The organism is Streptomyces sp. TLI_55 (genome assembly GCF_900206255.1).
In the GTDB taxonomy this organism is placed as follows: Bacteria; Actinomycetota; Actinomycetes; order Streptomycetales; family Streptomycetaceae; genus Streptomyces; species Streptomyces aquilus.
The window spans coordinates 4288327-4306892 of record NZ_OAOJ01000001.1; the positions used below are offsets into that span (position 1 = coordinate 4288327).

18 protein-coding genes are annotated in these 18566 nt (G+C 69.9%); 6 read left to right on the top strand and 12 right to left on the bottom strand.

Annotated elements, in window-relative coordinates:
- Positions 1-19: 19 nt before the first annotated feature.
- The gene (locus CRP56_RS19585; RefSeq protein WP_097265776.1) at positions 20-814 is read left to right on the top strand and encodes an AraC family transcriptional regulator; all 795 of its coding nucleotides are present in this window, start codon (positions 20-22) and stop codon (positions 812-814) included.
- On the opposite strand, the gene CRP56_RS19590 is transcribed toward CRP56_RS19585, so the two are convergent.
- A complete protein-coding gene (locus tag CRP56_RS19590; RefSeq protein ID WP_097265777.1) occupies positions 806-1309 on the bottom strand; it encodes a YbjN domain-containing protein in 504 nt (167 codons plus the stop codon). The genes CRP56_RS19585 and CRP56_RS19590 overlap by 9 nt on opposite strands.
- Positions 1302-2639, bottom strand: a complete 1338-nt coding sequence (mshA, locus tag CRP56_RS19595) for a D-inositol-3-phosphate glycosyltransferase (RefSeq protein WP_097265779.1) — start codon at positions 2637-2639, stop codon at positions 1302-1304. Before mshA ends, CRP56_RS19590 begins: the two co-directional genes overlap by 8 nt.
- Positions 2640-2839: 200 nt before the next feature.
- Here mshA and CRP56_RS19600 point away from each other — a divergent pair, with 200 nt between their 5' ends.
- The 3 genes from CRP56_RS19600 to CRP56_RS19610 all read left to right on the top strand — a co-directional run bounded on the left by CRP56_RS19600 (position 2840) and on the right by CRP56_RS19610 (position 6494).
- Positions 2840-3637 (top strand): class I SAM-dependent methyltransferase, encoded by a 798-nt coding sequence (locus CRP56_RS19600; RefSeq protein ID WP_097265781.1) that lies wholly within the window; start codon positions 2840-2842, stop codon positions 3635-3637.
- Between the two features lie 190 nt (positions 3638-3827).
- Entirely contained in the window at positions 3828-4907 is a 1080-nt protein-coding gene (locus CRP56_RS19605; protein ID WP_097265782.1) for a C40 family peptidase, read from the top strand.
- 270 nt (positions 4908-5177) lie between these two features.
- Positions 5178-6494 (top strand): PP2C family protein-serine/threonine phosphatase, encoded by a 1317-nt coding sequence (locus tag CRP56_RS19610; RefSeq protein ID WP_179851066.1) that lies wholly within the window; start codon positions 5178-5180, stop codon positions 6492-6494.
- Positions 6495-6608: 114 nt separating this feature from the next.
- Here CRP56_RS19610 and CRP56_RS19615 read toward each other — a convergent pair whose 3' ends face one another.
- From CRP56_RS19615 to CRP56_RS19630, 4 genes are all read right to left on the bottom strand, one after another.
- Positions 6609-6944: a DUF2516 family protein gene (locus tag CRP56_RS19615; protein ID WP_373559653.1), complete on the bottom strand. Its 336-nt coding sequence runs from the start codon at positions 6942-6944 to the stop codon at positions 6609-6611.
- Between the two features lie 119 nt (positions 6945-7063).
- Positions 7064-7711 (bottom strand): hypothetical protein, encoded by a 648-nt coding sequence (locus tag CRP56_RS19620; RefSeq protein ID WP_097265786.1) that lies wholly within the window; start codon positions 7709-7711, stop codon positions 7064-7066.
- Between the two features lie 83 nt (positions 7712-7794).
- A complete protein-coding gene (locus CRP56_RS19625) occupies positions 7795-8340 on the bottom strand; it encodes a helix-turn-helix domain-containing protein (protein WP_097265788.1) in 546 nt (181 codons plus the stop codon).
- A gap of 91 nt (positions 8341-8431) precedes the next feature.
- A complete protein-coding gene (locus tag CRP56_RS19630; protein WP_097265790.1) occupies positions 8432-9160 on the bottom strand; it encodes a class I SAM-dependent methyltransferase in 729 nt (242 codons plus the stop codon).
- A 282-nt stretch (positions 9161-9442) separates the two neighbouring features.
- Here CRP56_RS19630 and CRP56_RS19635 point away from each other — a divergent pair, with 282 nt between their 5' ends.
- Positions 9443-10285, top strand: coding sequence for a nitroreductase/quinone reductase family protein (locus tag CRP56_RS19635; protein ID WP_097265792.1), 843 nt, complete (start codon positions 9443-9445; stop codon positions 10283-10285).
- Between the two features lie 24 nt (positions 10286-10309).
- Here the strand turns inward: CRP56_RS19635 and CRP56_RS19640 are convergent, their stop codons facing one another.
- The 6 genes from CRP56_RS19640 to CRP56_RS19665 form a co-directional block, all read right to left on the bottom strand.
- Positions 10310-12340 carry a HelD family protein gene (locus CRP56_RS19640; RefSeq protein WP_097265794.1) on the bottom strand — a complete coding sequence of 677 codons (2031 nt, stop codon included), beginning with the start codon at positions 12338-12340 and terminating at the stop codon, positions 10310-10312.
- Between the two features lie 57 nt (positions 12341-12397).
- The gene (locus CRP56_RS19645; RefSeq protein WP_097265796.1) at positions 12398-13006 is read right to left on the bottom strand and encodes a TetR/AcrR family transcriptional regulator; all 609 of its coding nucleotides are present in this window, start codon (positions 13004-13006) and stop codon (positions 12398-12400) included.
- Positions 13003-15135, bottom strand: coding sequence for a phosphotransferase family protein (locus tag CRP56_RS19650; RefSeq protein ID WP_306459446.1), 2133 nt, complete (start codon positions 15133-15135; stop codon positions 13003-13005). The genes CRP56_RS19645 and CRP56_RS19650 overlap by 4 nt, the downstream gene beginning before the upstream one ends.
- 297 nt (positions 15136-15432) lie before the next feature.
- Entirely contained in the window at positions 15433-16305 is an 873-nt protein-coding gene (locus CRP56_RS19655; RefSeq protein WP_097274265.1) for a GntR family transcriptional regulator, read from the bottom strand.
- A gap of 202 nt (positions 16306-16507) precedes the next feature.
- Positions 16508-17236: an HAD family hydrolase gene (locus CRP56_RS19660; protein WP_257040837.1), complete on the bottom strand. Its 729-nt coding sequence runs from the start codon at positions 17234-17236 to the stop codon at positions 16508-16510.
- Between the two features lie 29 nt (positions 17237-17265).
- A complete protein-coding gene (locus tag CRP56_RS19665; RefSeq protein ID WP_097265802.1) occupies positions 17266-18144 on the bottom strand; it encodes a GntR family transcriptional regulator in 879 nt (292 codons plus the stop codon).
- A 203-nt stretch (positions 18145-18347) separates the two neighbouring features.
- Here CRP56_RS19665 and CRP56_RS19670 point away from each other — a divergent pair, with 203 nt between their 5' ends.
- Positions 18348-18536: a hypothetical protein gene (locus CRP56_RS19670; protein ID WP_097265804.1), complete on the top strand. Its 189-nt coding sequence runs from the start codon at positions 18348-18350 to the stop codon at positions 18534-18536.
- Positions 18537-18566: the final 30 nt, after the last annotated feature.

Consider the following 18566-nt stretch of genomic DNA (forward strand, 5'->3'; position numbering starts at 1 on the left):
CGTCTTGTACGTTCTTTGCATGGCCGCCCGGCAGGAAGTCACCGCCTGGCGCCCGGCCGTCCCGGGTGTCGTGGAGGTCTTCCACGCCCACTTCACGGGGTACGCCTATCCGATGCACGTCCACGAGGCGTGGACGCTGCTGATCGTGGACGACGGGGCCGTACGGTACGACCTCGACCGGCACGAGCACGGCACCCCGCACGACACCGTGTCGCTGCTGCCGCCGCACGTCCCGCACAACGGCTCCCCCGCCACGCCGGGCGGCTTCCGCAAGCGGGTCGTCTATCTCGACACCTCGCTGCTCGGCGCGGATCTCGTCGGGTCCGCCGTCGACACCCCCGACCTGCGGGACCCGGTGCTGCGGCGGCGGGTCGGGCAGCTGCACCACGCCCTCGACCATCCCGGCGACGAGCTGGAGGCGGCCAGCAGGCTGACGTTCATCGGGGAGCGGCTCACGGCCCATCTACGGCCGCGCCTGGTCACGGACGTCCCGCGCTCCGACCCCGGACTCGCCCGCCGACTAAGGGAGTTGCTGGACGCACGGATCGTCGAGGGCGTCGCCCTGGAGGAGGCCGCCGCGCTGCTGCACGCCCATCCCGCCCATCTCGTACGGGCGTTCAGCACCGCCTACGGCATCGCCCCGCACCAGTACCTCAACTCCCGCCGCGTCGACCGCGCCCGCCGGCTGCTCCTGGAGGGACAGCGACCCGGCGAGGTCGCCACCGCCACCGGGTTCTTCGACCAGTCCCATCTCACCCGGCACTTCCGGAAGTTGGTGGGGGTCACGCCGGGGCGGTACGCCAAGTCAGTGTGAGGGGCCGTCCGCCGGGCGCTGGGTGAGGTGGGTGAACGCGTCCAGGTTGCGGGTGGACTCGCCGCGCGAGACGCGCCACTCGTACTCCTTGCGGATCGCGGTCGCGAAGCCCAGTTCCAGGAGGGTGTTGAAGCTGTCGTCCGCCGCTTCCAGGGTCTGGCCGAGGAGCCGGTCGATCTCGTCCGGGGTGACCGCGGCGAGCGGGAGCTTGGCGGTGACGTAGACGTCGCCGAGCTGGTCGACGGCGTAACTCACGCCGTACAGCTTGAGATTGCGCTCCAGGAGCCAGCGGTGGACGCCGGACTCGTTCTCGTCGGGGTGGCGGATGACGAACGCGTTCAGGGAGAGGGAGTGCCGGCCGACGAGGAGGGAGACCGTCGTCTTGAGTTTGCAGGTGCCGGGGAGCTGGACGACGTAGTTTCCGGGGGCGGGGCTCTCCCAGTCGAGCTCGTTGTCCTTGAGGACGGCCTCGATGACCTTCTGCGCGTCAGCCATGGTGGGAGCGTACGCGACGGCGGTGGGCCTGCAGCGCGGCCGTGTAGACGTCGGCGGTCGCCGCCGCCGCGGTGTCCCAGCCGAAGGACTGCGCGTGCCGGGCCGCCGCGGCGCCCGCGCGGGGGGCGAGCTGCGGGTCGTCGGCGAAACGCTCGAGCACGCGCGCGTAGTCGGCGGGGTTGTGGCCCCGTACGAGGAAGCCGGTCTCGCCGTCGCGGACCGCCACCGGCAGGCCGCCGACCGCGGCCGCGAGGACCGGGGTACCGGTCGCCTGCGCCTCTATGGCCACCAGGCCGAAGGACTCGCTGTACGACGGCATGACCAGCAGCGATGCCGCGCGGAACCAGTCCGCGAGCTGGTCCTGGCCGACGGGCGGGCGGAACCGTACGACGTCCGCGATGCCCAGGCGGGCGGCCAGCTTCTGCAGGCCCTCCGGCTTGGCGAGGCCGCTGCCGCTGGGGCCGCCGACCACGGGGACGACCAGGCGGGAGCGGAGTTCCGGGCGTTCGTCGAGGAGGACGGCGACCGCGCGCAGGAGGATGTCCGGGGCCTTCAGGGGCTGGATGCGGCCCGCGAAGAGGGGGATGAGCGCGTCCTGCGGAAGGCCGAGGCGGGCGCGGGCGGCCGCGCGGCCGTCGGCGGGACAGAAGCGGTCCAGGTTCACGCCGGGGTGGACGACCGCGACCTTGGTGGGGTCGGCGTCGTAGTGGTGGACGAGTTCGTCGCGTTCCTCGATGGTGTTCGCGATGAGCCGGTCCGCCGCCTGGACGATCTGGGTCTCGCCGATGACACGGGCGGCGGGCTCGGGGGTGTCGCCGTCGGCGAGGTTGGCGTTCTTGACCTTGGCCATGGTGTGCATGGCGTGCACCAGGGGGACGCCCCAGCGCTGGGCGGCGAGCCAGCCGACGTGGCCGGAGAGCCAGTAGTGGGTGTGGACGAGGTCGTAGTAGCCGGGGCGGTGGCCGGCCCACGCCTGCATCACGCCGTGCGTGAAGGCGCACAACTGGGCGGGGAGGTCCTCCTTGGCGAGGCCCTCGTAGGGGCCGGCGTCGACGTGGCGGACCAGGACGCCGGGGGACAGCTCGACCGTGGGCGGGAGGGAGGCGGTGGTCGCGCGCGTGAAGATCTCGACCTCGATGTTGATCGCGGCGAGGCGCTGCGCGAGCTCGACGATGTAGACGTTCATGCCGCCCGCGTCGCCGGTGCCGGGCTGGTGGAGGGGGGAGGTGTGCACGGAGAGCATCGCCACCCGGCGGGGGCGACGGTGCAGCCTCAGCCTCGGGGATGTGGCCGGGGAACGACGCCCGAGCCTGCTGACGTACTGGCTCACGTGGCGTTTCCTCCTTGCTGCGGGCATGCCGGACGGAGGGTGTGGGGCGCCCTCCAAGGGGGTGCAACGTCGGAGGGGCTGGTTCCCATTCCGACGGTGGGGGTTTTTGCCTGGGCATTACCAGGCGTCGCTCAACTGTTCGGGGATGGGGTGCGTCCGGGGACAGGAGCGGGGTCCGACCGGCACATACCCTCGTACGTATGACATCTCGCGCCAGTACCCGTCCCGTGGGCACTGTCACGCGCGGGACCACCAATCCCAATCGGCTGCGGCGCATGGATCGCTGGATCGCTGCCACCCATGGGGCCGCGCTGCGTCGCGCCGAGGACCCCGTCGCCGTCGACCTCGGGTACGGGGCCGCCCCCTGGACCGCCGTCGAGCTGCTCGCCCGGCTGCGGACCGTCGCGCCCCGGGTGCGGGTGGTCGGGGTGGAGATCGAACCCGCCCGGGTTGCCGCCGCCCAGCCGTACGAGCGGGAGGGGCTCGTCTTCCGGCACGGGGGGTTCGAGATCCCGGTGACGCAGCGGCCCGTGCTGGTGCGGGCGGCGAACGTGCTGCGGCAGTACGACGAGGGTGAGGTCGCGGAGGTCTGGGCGCGGATCCGCGCGCGGCTCGCGCCCGGGGGGCTGCTGGTCGAGGGGACCTGCGACGAGATCGGTCGGCGGCATGTGTGGGTCGCGCTCGGGGGCGAGGGGGCGCGGACGGTCACGTTCGCCACCCGGCTGGGGTCGCTGGAACGGCCGTCCGATCTGGCCGAGCGGCTGCCGAAAGCTCTTATCCACCGCAATGTGCCGGGCGAGCCGGTGCACGCCTTCCTGCGGGACTTCGACCGGGCGTGGGCCGCCGCCGCGCCTTACGCCTCGTACGGGGCCCGGCAGCGCTGGATGCGGGCCGTGCGCGACCTGACCGCGGACTGGCCCGTGACCGACGGGCCTGCGCGATGGCGGCAGGGTGAAGTGACCGTGGCGTGGGAGGCGTTGGCACCTCGGGGGCGCTGAGCTGCGGGGAACGATCTCCGTGAGTCGTTCGTCACAAAGGCGGGGAGATCGTCGTCGGGGGCGGGAACGGGGGGCAGGAGGAGCGAAGTACCGCTGACGCACGACCTCTGTCGCTTTCCGGTGGCACATGGCACGATCCCCCAAGCGTCCGTAAGTTACTGACGGTAAATCAGGTTTTGGGGGCAGAGGTATGGGTGCGGGCAAGCGCGGGCTGTTGGCGGCGGCCGTGACCGTGGTCTGTGCGGTCACCGTGCTGGCGGCTCCGGGTACGGCGTTCGCGGCACCGACCCCCACCCCTGCACCGACACCCAGCGCTTCGCCCTCCGTCGCGCCCGACAAGGACCTTGAGGCCGTACGCGAGAAGCTGGACGGCCTCTATCACGCCGCCGCCGTGGCCACGGACCAGTACAACGCCGCCGAGGAGGCCGCCGATCAGCAGTCGGCCGCGATCGTGGCGTTGGCGAAGAAGATCGTCAAGGGGCAGGAGCGGCTCGCCGAGCTGAAGAAGCGGGCGGGTGCGGCGGCCGCCGCCCAGTACCGCAGCGGCGGACTGCCCGACGAGGCGCAGCTGATGCTCAGCGACGACCCGGAGGACTTCCTCAACGGGGCCGGGCGGGTGCTCCAGGGGCAGCGCGCCACCAAGGGGCTGCTGGAGGAACTGACCCGCACCCAGGAGGACTTGGAGCAGTACGCCGACGACGCCTCCGCACAGTGGGAGAAGCTGGAGGCCAACCGGAAGGCCAAGGCCGCCGCCAAGAAGAAGGTCAAGCAGCAGATCGCCGCCGCCGAGGAACTCGAGTCCAAGCTCGAGAAGAAGGAGAAGGAGCGGCTGGCGCGGCTGGAGCAGGAGGCCGCCTACAAGGCGCAGAGCACCTGGCTCGACTCCGGCATCCTCGACGAGATCAACGGCAAGGCGTCCGCGCAGGGCAAGAAGGCCGTGGAGTACGCGACCTCGCAGATCGGCAAGCCGTACGAGTGGGGCGCCGAGGGACCGGGGTCCTACGACTGCTCGGGGCTCACCTCACAGGCCTGGGCCAGCGCCGGACAGCCCATTCCGCGGACCTCGCAGGAGCAGTGGAAGCAGCTGAAGAAGATCGACATCAAGGACATGCGGCCCGGCGACCTCATCATCTACAACTCCGATGCCAGCCATGTCGCGATGTACATAGGCGACGGCGCGATCGTGCACGCCCCACGCCCGGGGCGGACGGTGACGATCGCGGGGGCCGGGTCGATGCCGATCCTGGCGGTGGTACGGCCCGACGCCTAAGACCGCCGCGGGCCGTTGAGACCGGGGTCACGTGACGCACGGCACCCCGGGCGCCGTACAAACCTGGTGCGGACGTGACGTTCGTCATTCCCGCACCTCGGGCGGGGTGTCCAACTGCGGTAGGGAACGCGGCATATGACAGCGGCCGCCCGCCGAACCGCGTGCCGTGCGCCATTCCGTTGCGACGCCGACTACCGCTATGGTCCCCGTCGGTGGGTCGAGGTCCCTCGCCCCACCATGCCCTCGGGGGGAGGGAAGGAACCCAAGACGATGCCCGTACCCGTACCGCGGCAGAGAGCGATCCCGGCCGTGGAAGGTGGTCAGGCGCAGGCCGCGACAGCACTCGGCGGCCCGGTCGGCGGCCCTCCGAAGGAGGAGACCCCGCGTAAGGACGGCACGGTCGAGAAGCACCACGGCACCCACATGACGCTGCTGGTGATCGAGGACGATCCCGGCGGCTCCACGATCGTGCCCGAGCTCCTGGACTCCGCCGGCAACCCCATCCGCGTCCGCACGGCCCGCAACCTCACCGAGGCCGAGCGCCTGCTCACCGACGACGTCCACTGCATCCTGCTCGACCTGGCGCTGCCCGCGCCGGTGCGCGCCGGTGACGACGACGAGCTCGCCGTGCTCAAGCACGTGCTGGAGCTCGCCCCGCGGCACGCCGTGCTCGCCCTCACCGCCTCCGGCGACGCCGAGCGCGGTGCCGAGGCCGTGCGCGTGGGCGCCCAGGACTATCTCTTCCGGGACGAGCTGGACAGCCGGCTGCTGAGCCGCGCGATCCGTTACGCCGTGGAGCGGAAACGTTCCGACACCGCCGAGCGGCGGCTCGCGGAGGGCCGCGTACGGGCGCAGGAGAACCGGCGCCTGGAGCGTGGCCTGCTGCCCACGCCGCTGCTGGAGGGATCGGCGCTGCGTTTCGCCGCCCGCTACCGGCCGGGGCGCTCGCGCGCGCTGCTCGGCGGTGACTTCTACGACGTCGTACGGACCTCCGACGGCACCGTGCACGCCATGATCGGCGACGTCTGCGGGCACGGGCCCGACGAGGCGGCGCTCGGCGTGGAGCTGCGGATCGCCTGGCGGGCGCTGACGCTTGCCGGGCTGTGCGGGGACGAACTGCTGGGGACGCTCCAGCAGGTCCTGGAGCACGAGCGGGCCGACGACGAGATCTTCGCGACCCTGTGCACGGTCGACATCGCGCCGGACGGGCGCCGCGCGGGGCTGTGCCTCGCCGGGCATCCGGCGCCGCTGGTGGCCCGCCCGGGGCGGCCGGCGCGGCTGCTGCCGTACGACAACAACGGGCCCGCCCTCGGGCTGCTGCCCGGGGCCCGGTGGCCGCGGATGCAGGTGGAGCTGGGGCGGGAGTGGAGCCTGATGCTCTACACCGACGGGCTCATCGAGGGGCGCGTCGGTGCGGGGCGGGAGCGGCTCGGGCAGGACGGCATGGTGGAGATGGTCCGGCGGCAGCTGGGTGAGGGGCTGCGGGGGGAGGCGTTGTTGCGGGCTGCCGTCAATGAGGTGCGGGAGCTCAATGGGGGCGAGTTGGCGGATGACGTGGCGGTTGTGCTGTTGGATCGGGCGGCCTGAGGGCGTCTCGCCGTTTCAGGTCCTGTTCAGGTCCTGTCGTACGCGAGTGCGGGCACGTTGTGGCTGGTCGCGCAGTTCCCCGCGCCCCTGGGGGCGCTGCCCCCAGGGAGTCTCCTACCTGCCGCCGTTCCAAGGGCCGTACGGGCCGTCGCTGCTTGAGCCGCCGCCCCTACGCCCCCTGCCGCCGCCGGACACCTGGCGCAGGGCCGGGCGGACGTCGACGAAGAAGACGATCGACGCGACCAGGCCCGCGAGCTGCAGGAACAGCATCGGGACCAGAAGGTTCACGGCCACCGCGATACCGAGGATGATCAGCCAGAAGCCCTTGCCCTGCTTGTCGGCCGCGCGGTACGCGTCCTCGCGGAAGAAGGCGGCCATCACGAAGGCCACCACCGCGAAGGCCAGCATCGCGAGGTAGAGCAGCCACATCAATCCCGCGAAACCCTGCATCAGCACAACGTCCACCACCAGACTCGGCTCGTCATTACGCGGTCACCGTACCCGTACAACGGGCCGGGCACCCCCGAGGTGCCCGGCCCACTGTCTGTTCAGCTGTCCGTCGATTACTTCTACTTCGCGGGCGGCGTCGTCTTCTTGGCGGTGGTGGTGGTCTTCTTCGCCGGGGCCTTCTTCGCGGCGGTCTTCTTGGCGGGGGCCGGAACGGCGGCAGCGGCCGGCTTCGGCTCCTCCTTGACCTCGACGGGCTCGGCCTTCGGCTCGACGGCGATGGCCAGCTCCTCGATCTCCTCGGCGGCCTCGCCACGCCAGGTCTTGACGGCCTGCTCGCCGTGCTCGGCGACCTTCTCGTAGGTCTCACGCGCCTTCACGGCGTACTCGGCGGCGACGCCGACGCTGCGCAGGGCGAAGTCCTGGGCGCTCTCGCCGAACTTCTTCAGGTCGGCGTCGATCGTGCTGCCGAGCTTCTTGATGTCGCCGTCGAGGGTCGCGATGAACTCGCCGACCTTGGCCTGGATGCTCTCCTGGGCCTCCTTGGCCCGGGCACTGGCCTCCTTGGCGCGGGCGGCGGCCTTCTCCTGCACGGCCTTGGGGTCGGTGCCGCGGACGGCCTCGATCCGGGCCGGGGCCTCGGCGCGCAGCTGCTCGACGATGCCGGGCACCTTCTTGGCCTCCTGGAAGGCCAGGTCGCCGGCGCCGGCGAGGAAGTAGAGCGGGGTCGGGTCGGTGACGGCCTTGCGGATGTCGTCGGTGATGGCCATGGTGATGGTCCTCCCGGGTCGCTTTCAGGTGAGGGTTTTGGGTCCCGCGGTCGGTCGGCCCTGACGCCTGTGGTGCATGGGCGTCAACTGGCCGTCTGCTGCGGGTCGGCGTCGCTGCCGTCGGCCGTGCGGGGGGCCGTGGTCTCGGGTGCCGTGCTCTTCTTGCGGGTACGGCGCGGGGTGGTGCTGTTCTGGCCGCTCGGCGCGCTCTGCGCGTCCTCGGCTATGGAAGCCTCGGGCTCCTCGGAGCCGTCCGTCGTCCGCTCCGCGGCGTCGGTCCCGAATCCGTTCTCCTTGCGGAAGGACTCGTAGATCTGAAGCAGCACCTGCTTCTGCTGCTCGTTCAACGACGGGTCGGCGAGGATGACGGCGCGCGTCTCCACTTCGTCCCGGTCCCGGTCCGCGTCGAGGATGCCGGCCCGGACGTACAGCGTCTCGGCCGAGATCCGCAGGGCCTTGGCGACCTGCTGGAGCACCTCCGCGCTCGGCTTGCGCAGCCCGCGCTCGATCTGGCTCAGATACGGATTGGACACCCCGGCGGCGTCGGCGAGCTGCCTGAGCGAGAGCTGGGCGTTTCGCCGCTGCTCGCGCAGGTACTCACCGAGATTGCCGACGTTGAGCGATGCCATGCCCCCACTGTGCCCCACCCTCGCTAACTATTGCAAGCACCCGCTTGCAAAAGTGCGCCACACCACGTACGGGTAGGCCCGGACGGGTGAGTCACCGCAGACGCCGCGCCACGAAGACGAACTCCCGGCCCGGGCGGTCGGGGGCGTCGCGCACGGCGTCCAGGACATAGCCCTCGGCAGCCAACTCGTCTTCCACTTCCTCCCGTTCCCGGAACCGCAGCGTCGAATCCGACGTCAGCGCCTCCCCGTCCGCGGCGAACACGTACGTCCACCGAAACGTCACCAACGGGCCGCTCACGTCCAGCACCTCGACCCAGCTCTCGACCGCCCCGGTGCCGGGTACGTCCGTCACGGCGTACGACGCCTCCCGGTTCCACTCCTCCCACGCGCGCCGCGCCGGGTCCCTGGTCTCGAAGACCAGACGGCCGCCGGGACGCAGTGCCGCATACGCCCCGCGCAGGGTCTCGCGCCAGGCCTTCGGGTCTACGACTTCCTGGGCGACGTTCGCCGTCATGGTGGCGAGGTCCACGGCGAGCGGCGGGAGGTCCGTCGCGTCGCCGCAGACCCAACGGACGCGGTCGGCACCGGGCTTGGCACGGGCCACGTCCACCGACGCACCGGCGGGATCGACGGCCACGACCTCGATGCCGCGGGCCGCCAGCCGCAGCGCGAGGACGCCGGTGCCGCAGCCGATGTCCAGCACCCGGCGTGCCCCGAACTCCGACGCGATGCGGACGTAGGCGTCGAGGTCACCGCGGTCGGGATCCAGGGGGTCGTAGAGCGCGGCCAGTCGTGGATGCCCGTAGGACTCGTCAGCCATGGGGTCAAGGTAGGGAGGCGGGGCGGGGCGGGCCAGTGGTTTGCCCGTCTGTCCGTCCGCCCGCCTGCCCGTCTGCCCGCCGCGGAAAATCGGTGGCGGCCTTCCCCGCGCCGCGACTACCGTCCCTCCCATGACTGCCGGGTTTGCGGCCACGCGCCGCGCGACAGTTGGGTACCCGGCCTCCGCGTGAGGCCCGTGCGGGCCAGAAGCCCGCCGCTTCTCTTCGCCATCGACTCCCCCTCCCAGAGACCGACGAGATCGACGACGAAGAGAAAGACACGCATGCCCAACGACTTCAATCAACAGGTCATCGACGAGTTCCGTGCCCACAACGGCCGCGTCGGCGGCTGGTTCGAGGGTGGCCGGCTGCTCCTGCTGACCACGACCGGCGCCCGCACCGGCGCCCGTCACACCACTCCCCTCGGCTACCTCCCCGACGGCGGCGACCGCGTCCTGGTCATCGCCTCGGCCGGCGGCTCGACCCGGCATCCGGACTGGTACCGCAATATCCTCGCGCATCCCCAAGTGACGGTGGAGGCAGGCGCGTTCACGTACGAGGCGCAGGCCGTCGTGCTGGAGGGCGAGGAACGCGACCGGTCGTTCGCGCGGGCCGTGGAGGCCGACCGGGGCTGGGCTGAGTACCAGGAGAAGGCCGGGGACCGGGTCCTCCCCGTGGTCGCCCTGTACGAGGTCGCCGCACCCGGCCCGCCGAACATCCGGGCCGGCTCCGCGGGCGAGGCGATCAAGCTCGTCCACGACAACTTCCGCCACGAACTCGACCGGATCCGCGCCGAGATGAGGAAGAGCGACGCCGGTGCCCCGCTCGGCGCCCAGCTCCGCGTCAACTGCCTCACCTTCTGCCAGGGCCTGCACAACCACCACACCGGCGAGGACAAGGCCCTGTTCCCGTTCGTCGCCGACCGGCATCCCGCCGCCGCCCCCGCGCTGGCCCGGCTGCGCGAGGAGCACGAGCGGATCGCCGAACTCGTGCTGGAGATACGGCAGGTGGTGTGGACGGCCGGCGAACCGGGCACGGCGTTGGCCGAGTTCGAGCGGCTCGCCACCGAGCTGGAGGCCCATCTGACCTATGAGGAGGAGCAGTTGATCCCCTTGCTGGGAGGCTGACGCGATACGGCACTGGTCCGTCGGCTAGAACGGCAACGGCCTCCCGTGCACCACCTCAAGCCCCGACACCGCCCGCGTGAGCACCACGTACAGCCGGTGCAGCCCCCGTTCCTCCGCCTCCGCGATCGCCGCGGGCTCGACGGCGACGACATGGTCGTACTCGAGCCCCTTGACCAGCGAGGCCGGGACGAGGGTCACGCGGGCGGCCAGGTCGTCCGGCCCGGCGACCGGGACACCGGCCGCGTCGAGGGCGGCCCGCACCCGGGGTACGTCCCCGTCGGCCGCGATCACCCCCACCGACCCCTCCCGCCCGAGGGCGTCACGCACCGCGGCCACGACCGCGCCGAGCAGATCGTCCCCGGCCTCCCGCACCCTCAACTCCCCGTCCCGGCGCAGGGACCGGGCCTCCGGTACGTCGACGTCCAGACGCCGCAGCAGCCGGTTGGCGAGCCCCACGACGGCCTCCGGCACCCGGAACCCGGTGGTCAGCGGCACGACGGCCGCGTCCGGCCGACCGAGGTGGGCGAGCAGCCCGCCCCACGTCCGGGCCGCCCACGGCGTCGTCCCCTGCGCCAGATCCCCGAGCACGGTCAGCGAACCGAACACGGCCCGCCGCGCGATGGCCCGGCACTCCATCGGCGAGAGGTCCTGCGCCTCGTCGACGACGACATGGCCGTAGCCCTCGGGATGCTCGATCAGCCCGCCGACCTCGTCGAGCAGCACCAGGTCGGCGGCCGACCAGCGCGCCGACTTCCACGACCGCGGCGGCCTGCTCCACAGCAACGCCTTCTGCTCGTCCCCGTCGAGCAGCCCTCGACCCGCCGCCTCCAACACCCCACCATCCGCCAGCAGTTCAGCGACGACCTCCTCCGCCCGCACCCGTGGCCACACGGCATCGACGTACGGCCGGACCGCCGACGCCATCTTCCGCACCCACGCGTTCGGCGGCGGCCCCGCCCGCCGCTCGGCGAGCGCCTGGATGTAGGCGACGACCCGCGTCCGCACCCGCTCGCGCCCGACGGCGTACGGCGGCTCCTCCGCCCGCACCCCGTCCACGATCCGCGCGAACGCCTCCCTCTGCACCCGCCACCGATAAGCCCCCTCGGGAATCGCGATCTCCTCGGCCCGCTCGGCCGACACGCGCGCGTACAGCGCCCGCCGCAGCACCTCGGCCATGCGCACGTCGTGCTTGAGCACGGCGGTGGGGGGATCGTCGCGACCGGTGACCGCATGCCGGCCGCCGATCTCCTCCGACAGCGTGGACTGCCGTACGCCGGTCTCGCCGAGGGCGGGCAGGACCTGCGCGATGTAGGAGAGGAAGGTGCGGTTGGGGCCGAGGATCAGCATGCCGCCGCGTTGGATGCGCTGGGGGTGGGTGTAGAGAAGATAGGCGGCCCGGTGCAGCCCGACGGCGGTCTTGCCCGTCCCCGGAGCACCCTGCACACACACGGAGACGCCGAGATCACCTCGTACGAGATCGTCCTGCTCGGGCTGGATGGTCGCGGCGATGTCGCGCATGGGGCCGACGCGGGGCCGTTCGATCTCGCGGACGAGAATGTCGCTGGCGCGGTCCTCACCTCGGCTCAGATGCTCGTCTTCGAAGCTGCTGAGGTCGCCAGAGACCCCCCTGCTCCCCGGCGCCCACCCGAACCGCCTCCGAACGGCGACGCCCTGCGGGTCGTGGGCGCTCGCCTGATAGAAGGCGCGGGAGACGGGGGCGCGCCAGTCGACGACGAGGGGTGGGGCAGCGGGGTGCTCGCTGATCCGGAGCCGCCCGACGTGGTAGCTCTGCCCGGCGTGTTCACCGCCGTCGAAGTCCAGACGCCCGAAGAACAACGGCCCCTCGGGCAGCTCCCGCATCTCCTTGGCCTTGCTGCGCAGCTGATAGCCGAGGACTTCGGCGTCGGCCCCGGAGGCGGAGACGTCTTCACCGACGACGACCTGCTCCTGGGCGCCGTCGACCATGGCGGCGAGGGCGGCGCGGCAGGTGTCGTGGTGGGCGCGTTCGAGGTGGAGGGCGTGGGTGAGGGGGGTGGTGGGGTCGGGTGACGTCATGGGCTGAGCGTACCGACATAACGTAACCGAGTTAAATTTTTTACCGAGCCTCAGCGGTCATGAATACCGCGGCAGAGCAGCCTCCAGCAGATCGAAGGCCCGCTCGGCATCACCGAGAGCTGTGGCCCTCACCTCGGCGACGGGCTCCCCGGCTCCGATCCGCCGCCAGTTCTCCTGAGCGAGGATGCGCCGCACGGCGATGATCTGGCCGGCGGCCAGCCGCGCGTCCAGGTCACCGCCGAGGGCTGCGGCGAGGGCCTCCTCGGAACGTTCGAGATGGAGATGCAGACGGGCGACGAGGGCGGGCGTGCCGTAGAGGAGGTCGCAGAAGGCGCGGACGGCGGGATGATCACTGACGCCGGTGATGGGATCCCCCTGCTCGACCCCGTCCAGGAAGTTCCGCCGCAACGACTCCAGCGGCGCCCCCCGCCCTTCCCTCACCACCCGCGCGGCCTCGTCCTCGTGGTCGGCGATGCGATGGAAGACGAGGTCCTCTTTCGCGGGGAAGTAGCGGAAGAGGGTGGGCTTGGAGATGTCGGCTGCTGCGGCGATCTCGGCTACGGAGACTGCGTCGTAGCCCTTTTCGAGGAAGAGGCGGATCGCGATCTCGGAGACGGTCTCGTACATCCGCTGTTTTTTGCGGGCGCGCAGGCCGGGGGTGGTCATGGGGTGAGGGTACGTGGGCCTCGTTTGACGAGCGTGCGGGCTAGATAGGGGTTGTGCATCCGGCGCAAGGGCATGCCGAGGGAGGCTGTCGCCGCCGTCAGGGTCATCGAGTAGGAGTCGAGCGCGCGGCGGACGTTCGGGGCGTCCAGGCTGGCACCGGTCACCAGGCGGTCGAGGTCGATGTATGCCGAGCGTACGATCTCGATCCAGCGGTACACACCCCAGTCACGGCGCCAGCCCTCGGTGTATTCGGGGGCCAGCCGGAGAGCCCAGCGGTTGAACATACGGTCCCGGATCTCTGGCTTTGTGGGGGTGAGGTGCATGTGCCGGACCAGGTCGTAGAGGGGGTCCCCTACGACGGCCATTTCCCAGTCGATGATGGTCAGGGCCCGGCTGTCGGAGCGGCGCACGAGATTCCACGGATTGAGGTCGCCGTGCAACAGGGCCGGCCTGCGGTCACGGACCTGGTGCCGGGCGAGAATCTGCCGGAGCCGACCGGCGTCAGGCAGCCCGAGAATACGGGCCAGCTGCTTGGACTCCTTCGGCAGCTCTTCGACCAGCAAAACAAGCCGCTCACTCAGCACGGCATAGAAGGACTCCTTCCCTGCCGCCGGGTCCAGCTGCGCGTATTCCACCTGCGTCAGGGCACTCAGCTGGTCGACCAGCGCGTCGGCTTCATGCGGCAGCAAGCCCTGCGCGGGATGGCTTACCGGCTGGTCCGGATCGAGCGGCCCCTCGTAGGTATGAATGGCGAATGGCTCCCCCTGGTAGCTCGTGCCCAGGGCCAGGAACCTCGGCGCCGCCACCATGGCCTTCGATTCCTCGATGGTGCGCAGTACGGCGTGTTCGCTGAGAAAACCCCGCTCGCGCCGGTCGACATTCGGCACCTTGCGCCGCACCACCACAGGGAAGTGGATGCCAGGCACATGCACGATCGTGTTTAGGTGCCCGGTGCCTTTGAGTACCCGGCTGGCAGGCGCCGCGCCTTCTGCACGCAGCGCCTCCTCCACGGCCGTATGAGGAAAGTCGGGGTGCTCGGGGAAGCGTGGGTCCCATGACCACTTATCGATCTTGGCAATCGGGCCACGACCGTTGTTCCGCGCGGCCAGCCATCTGAAGAGGATGCGCTCGATCTCCCGCTCGTCCGGAACGCTGCCGAGTCTCAGTGGGCCGGCAGCCGCCGCCAGCGCACGTGCCACCTCCGCCTTGGCCTCGTCCAGGGTCTTCTGGTCGGGTGAGTTCTGCAGGGACTGCGCCGCCCGCATCACATCCGGGTAGACCGACTGCGCTCGCTCGAAGGCGAGGTAGTACTGCAGGTCTCTCGTCAGCCCCTTCACCGCCGCAGGCCGGACCCGGCGCATTGCGGCCGCCCAGGCGTCGATGACCTCGTCCCACTGGTACGCCGGGTACTGCATGCGCACCAGGTGGGTGGCGAGATCATGCAGGGGATCCCCGTAGGTCGCCAGCTCCCAGTCGACGCAGATGAGGGGCGGGTCACCGGCGTACGACATGATCAGGTTGTCGCGGTGAAGATCGGCGTGGAGCAGGCTGAAGGGTCGACGGGCCATGATCGGCACCCGCTCCGCGAAACGCAGCATGGCGTCCTCGGGGATGCCCAGGGCCGCGAACAGGCCGCCGAAGCCAGCCCAATTGGGCTGCCGAATCTGCCGGTCCGCCATCAATGCCAACGCCCGCAAGAACGCTTGGCTGTCCGTGTGGTTACCGGGCCAGTCGGACGGCAGATCGGGCAAGGCCCCACTGCGCACCTGGGTCATCTGGGCAAGCAGGCCCGCCAGGGCGCGGATGATCATGGTGTCGACCGGCTTGCCGTTGCTGCACACCTTGGACAGCGGCACGCCCTCCACATAGCTGTGGATCGCGAAGGTGCCGCCCTTGTAGAGACACTGCGGAACGTGGGGCAGCACGCCCTGGATGGCATCCAGGATCTCCGCCTCGTCCGCCCAGGTTCTGATGACGACCGGGAGCGCCTCTTCGCGCCGGATACGCACGGTCACCGTCGTCCCGGCGTCCCGCCCGGCCAACCGAGCCGCCGGTTCCGTGAGAGGCAGGACGTAGTTCTTGTTGTGATGCCCGCTGGTGGCCTGCCCCAGTTGCTCGGCCAGACTCACGAACGCCTCGACCGCGCGTGCCCCGGGCGGGGTCTCTGGAAGAGGCGGTGCGCCCACAGGCCACACTCCGGATCGTTCGCGCGACAGACGGGAGGCACGGCAACACTAGGTGCCGTTTGTAGCAAGCACGACCAGAGCCCGGCTTGAGTAGCCATAACGAGTGGTTTTGCCACTCTTCGTTCGTCAGGCCGTGCGAGATTGCTCTTTGCCACGTCCATACGGGCGGAACAGAGCGATTGCTCAGCGGTGCGGGAATGTTAGCGCACCGAACCATGTCCCCCGGTCACCGTTTGGCCGCTATTCGGAGAGCCGGTGCCAGACCGAGTCAAACCAGGCCTGCATGTTGTCCACGAAGACAGACGCCGGCGAGTTCTCGTCGTCGTCCTTCACCTGATGGGTGAGCGTCGCGCCCAACCCCAGTACGTCCAGTGCGGTGACCACGTCACCGTCGTCGAGCTCGATCTGACGCTCAATCACGTCATACATGCCGTGGAGAGCTTCGGCGCGGTTGATGAGATACAGCTTGAATGGCGGGACCAGTGGGGTGTGGTGGATCTCGAAGCCGACAGACGGCACCAGTCCCTCCATCCGCAGGTCCTTCAGCGATCCCCGCAGCGACTCGGTGTGACGATGGCTGATGGCCCGCAGCCGCTCTTGCAGCCGCAGGTCCGTCTTGTCACCCTTCACCCGCGGATACGGTAGCGATTGCGTGGTGTCCGGCAGCAGCAGCCGCAGGGCGATGCGCTCGGGGGCGATCTCGCCGGCGTGGATGCGTTCGGCCTGCACGCGTATGTGCGCGTCCAGCGACTCTGCCGTCAACGTGTAGACATCCAGGTGGACTTCAGGCTCCTCGAACGCCGAGCTGATGATGAAGCTCAGCGTCGCACCGTGCCGGGACTTGACCGCCTTGGGCGCCGATGACTGGATTCGCTGGGTCTTGATCACCGTGGACCCGCTTCCCTGGCGCGAGCGGATCCAGCCCTCGTCCGACAGTTCCCGCAACGCTCGCTGGATGGTGTCACGCGACACGTCGAACTCCTTGGTGAGCTCCCGTTGCGGCGGAAGGAAGCTCCCCACGGGATACACCCCGTCAGTCATCCGAGTGCGCAGCACCTCGGCGACCCGCTGGAACTCCTTGACTCCGCTGTCGCCGTTCTCCCGTGCGTCCACGAATCGACCGTACCGCTTGCCGTCCACCGGCAAACCAATCTCAGTCAATTCCCCTTAGTGGACTGGACTGTTGGTTAAGGGATCAGCCAGCCAGGGCAGACCACTTACAAGTCAACCAGTCCAATTGGACGATGAGTTGTGGCGTTGGCGGCAAAAATGGAAGGGAGGTGGGCCAGCATGCCCCTGTTGCGGCATCACCGGGTCAGACCCGCCCCAACAACACATCCCGCACCACATCCAGCGAGTTGACCACCACCAAAGCCCCCGCATCCCGCAACAACCGCTCCTTGCGCCCGTTACGCGCGTAGCCCAGGAACGGAACACCGGCGCTTCGCGCGGCCTCGTAGTCGGACGGAGTATCGCCGATCATCAGCGCAGCGGACGGCGCCGCGCCCATCGCGTTCAGGGCGTGGTTGAGGCAGTGCGGGTGGGGTTTGAGGTGGTGGAGGTTCTGGGTGCGGCCGTAGATGTGGGGATGGAAGCACGCAGTCAGACCCCGTCCGGCCAAGTACTTGCGCACCACCCTCGGGGAGTTGTTCGTCGCTATCGCCAGCCGTGAGCCCACCGCGGCCCACGTCCGGATCAGCGGGTCGGCGTACATCGTCGGCATCGCCGACGTCGCGGCGTGCAGTTCTTCCTGGGTGAGACGTTCCTCCAGCTCCGCGACCAGGTCGCTGCCGGGGTGGCGGAGGTCGACGGCGCGCAGGACGACGTGAGGGTCGAGGGACTTCCGTTCCTCCTCCGTCACCAGGCCGTGCAGTCCGCGGCTCTCCAGCCACTCGACCAGTTCCGCCGCCACCCGTTCCGCCGAGTGCCCGGCGAACAGGCGGCAGATCGGGCCGTCGAAGTCCCACAGCACGACTCGGGCGTGCCTGATCAGCTCCCGGAGGTCTTCCAGTGCTTCAGGATCGTTCTCTGTCTCTGCTGTCACCGAATCAGTCTGCGCCGTATCAGAAGTCACTAGGAGAGTGTCAGGTCCGTCGTGATGGTTTCCCAGAGGGCGTCGAACCACTTCTGGGATTCCGCTACGAACGCCGCGTCCCGCTGGCTCGCCGCCTTGACGAAGGAGAACAGGACGGACTGGGAGCCCAGGGCGTCGTACATCTCCAGGGTCTGGCTCTCGTACTCCTCCTCGCGCTTTTCGAGCATGTAGTAGCCGAGCAGCACTTCGTCGCCGTTGAGCAGGTACAGCTTCACCGGCGGGGTGAAGGGCAGGGCGCGGAAGGTGATGCTGACGTCGATGCCGTGGGTGGAGCGTACGGCGTTGAGGTTGTACTTCAGGACGTGGGCCTGGGCGTTGCGCATCTGCAACCAGCGCTGGTGGACCAGGTCCTCCTCGCCGTCGCGTTCGACCGACACCGGGAAGGCGAGGTTGATGTCCCGGGACGGGAGCAGGACTCGGAACTCTATGGACTCGGGGCGGATCGCGCCCTCGTGGATGCGGCGGAGGGAGTCGCCGAGCGCCAGCATCAGCGTTTCGGAGGTGTGGCTGACCACGTCCACGCGCACATGCGGCGACGCGAACGCCTCCGACAGTCGCGGGGCCAGGCCGACCATCGTGGGCTGCGGCGCCCCGCGCACCGGGGCCGGCTCGGCGATCCTCGGTGGGCTGCCCTTGCTCACGTTGCTGAGCAGGCCGTCCTCCTGGAGCGCGCGCAGGGCCTGGCGGACGGTGCCGCGTTCGACGTTGAACTCCTCGGCCAGTTCGGCCTGAGTGGGCAGGCGGTCGCCCGCCTTGAGGTCGCCGGAGCGGATTCGGTCCCGGAGGATGTCGGCGATCTCCTGGGGCGAGAGCTTTCTGCTGCCGTTCACTGCCACGTTCTCCTGGGTCACGACCAAACGCTACAACTCACGCCCATCTTTGGGGAGTTGCTCGGGAGTTGTTTCAAAGTAGGTACCAAGTGGGGACAACTAGAGCAGAGATGGTTGCCAACTTCTCCAAGTTGGCGGAAGTTTTGCTTCCTTGTTCGCCACCATCCCGTGCAACCCCCCCACATCCGCTCGCCCCGGATGCCCGCCTCACGCCCTAAGGGGGAATCACCGTGCCTGCCATCTATCTTCTCTCCGCCATCTTCGTCGTCGGCATCGAGCAGACCATCCAGTGGAGATACGGCGCTGCCGGCATCCTCGGACTGCTGCTGCTCAGCGTCGGCCTCAAGGCCAAGAGCCCGGCCCTGAGCTCCGTCGGTGCCGTGGTGCTCGCGCTCCTCGTCTCGGGGCAGGCTCTATGAAGAGGAACAGCCCGGATCCACCTCTGTGGG